Source organism: Mesorhizobium sp. M1396 (genome assembly GCF_040317725.1).
Taxonomy (GTDB): domain Bacteria; phylum Pseudomonadota; class Alphaproteobacteria; order Rhizobiales; family Rhizobiaceae; genus Mesorhizobium.
In genome coordinates, this window is record NZ_JAMYLA010000138.1 from 1 (window position 1) to 1532 (window position 1532).

The following is a 1532-nucleotide window of genomic DNA, read 5'->3' on the forward strand; positions in this document are numbered from 1 at the left end:
GGGCTAGCGTGCGCACACATTTGCTTCGGGTTGATTTTGCGAGGCGAGAACGAAGCCGTCTGTGATGGCGTTGAAGCGTCTGAGGCCGTGGGTGAAGGTGATGGGCCCTGGCGGGCGCTCGCTTTCGTAGCCGTTCCAGCCTCCGAGCCTGGCGATACACCAGGCGGCCCAGGCGAGCGTGTGCGTGGGGTGCGGGTTCTTCTGCTTTTGGGTCTTGCCTTCGAGTTTGGCGATGAGCATTTCCAGGACGGAGATCTCGATGGGATCGAAGAGGCGTGCGGCCTGGAAGTCGAGGCCCGGCGAACCACGTCCGTGTACGAGTTGCATGACCCTGGTGGCGACGACCAACGCGGTGGCGGCCAGGCGTTCGAGTGCATCGCCATCGGCGATGAGGCTTTCCTCCAGATCGATGGCCTGCGACTTCACGGTCCGGAACAGCTGTTCGACGATCCAACGCGAGCGATACATCTCGACGATAGCAATGGCGCCGGCCAGGGTGTTGACGCAATGTGTGGTTAGAAGCCGCCAGATCACCGCTTCCTTGGCCGAGGGTGGATCGATCTCACGCACTTCCACCATGTTGAGCATAAGTTCGCGCGGATCGCGGCTGTCGGCGCCAAGGCGGGGCTGGCGCAAGCTCACCGCGCTGAAGCGAACGGCCAGTTCGACCGTGCGGGCCGGCCGGCCGGGTCGGGCCTGCAGTTCGAAGGCAATGCGGCCGGTTTCCGGGGTCTTGGCGATCGCGCTGAACAGGCGCTCGCCCCGCGTACCCAAGGCCCGATCCCGTACAGCGCGGATGAGCACATGGGTGCGCTCGTCGGGAAGCCTTGCAAACACTTCGTAGATGTCGGCTTCGCGATCGCCGACCACCGTCATCTGCGGCGTGTCGGTCAGCGCCTGGCATGCCGCCTTGGCGGTACCGATCCATTTGTAGCTTTCCTTGTCTTCGATTGGCAGCGCCTGGTAGTCATCCGCCTTCTTTGCCTGGCGCCGCCAGATCGTGGCGCCTGCAAGGCCAAGGACCGAGCCGTTCACGGCATCCACGGCCAGCGCCGGATGTACGAACAGCCCGATATCCTTGCCATTGCCGGCACGACCGAGACCGCGCTTGCGCGAAGCCTTGGCTTCATAGTTTATCTCGCTGCTGTCCTCGATGATCAGCACGTGGCGGCCGGCGGCCACTTCGCTGGTTCGCGCCGCCGCCGTGCGGATGATCTCTTGCTTGCTCACGTGGCGATTGCGAAACAGGCGCGTGAACGCGACCTTCTCGGCGCGCGTGTCAGCCAGCCGGCGCATGCCCGCGCTGACACGCGCAAACATGCGCTCCAGAACCATGCTCCCCTTTTTTGCAGGCGCAGGTCGCCGAAGTATCCAAGCAACGAAGCCATCGTCGAAACCTCCAGAATCAACAATGGCAGCTACAGAATCACATACGATTCAACCGCATCAAGCCATTTTCCGGCCTCGCTTCTTCACGCTTGACCACAGCACGAAGCAAATGTGTGCGCACGCTAGCCCACAAGGGGAGAAGG

General features: G+C 62.9%; 1 protein-coding gene. It reads right to left on the bottom strand.

Annotated elements, in window-relative coordinates; genetic code table 11:
• Positions 1–3: 3 nt before the first annotated feature.
• Positions 4–1320 carry an IS4 family transposase gene (locus NKH02_RS34295; RefSeq protein ID WP_352884251.1) on the bottom strand — a complete coding sequence of 439 codons (1317 nt, stop codon included), beginning with the start codon at positions 1318–1320 and terminating at the stop codon, positions 4–6.
• Between the last annotated feature and the right edge of the window lie 212 nt (positions 1321–1532).

Bases quoted from the DNA above. Each gene is read 5' to 3' on its own strand.
- NKH02_RS34295 (WP_352884251.1), bottom strand. From the start codon at position 1,320: ATGTTTGCGCGTGTCAGCGCGGGCATGCGCCGGCTGGCTGACACGCGC.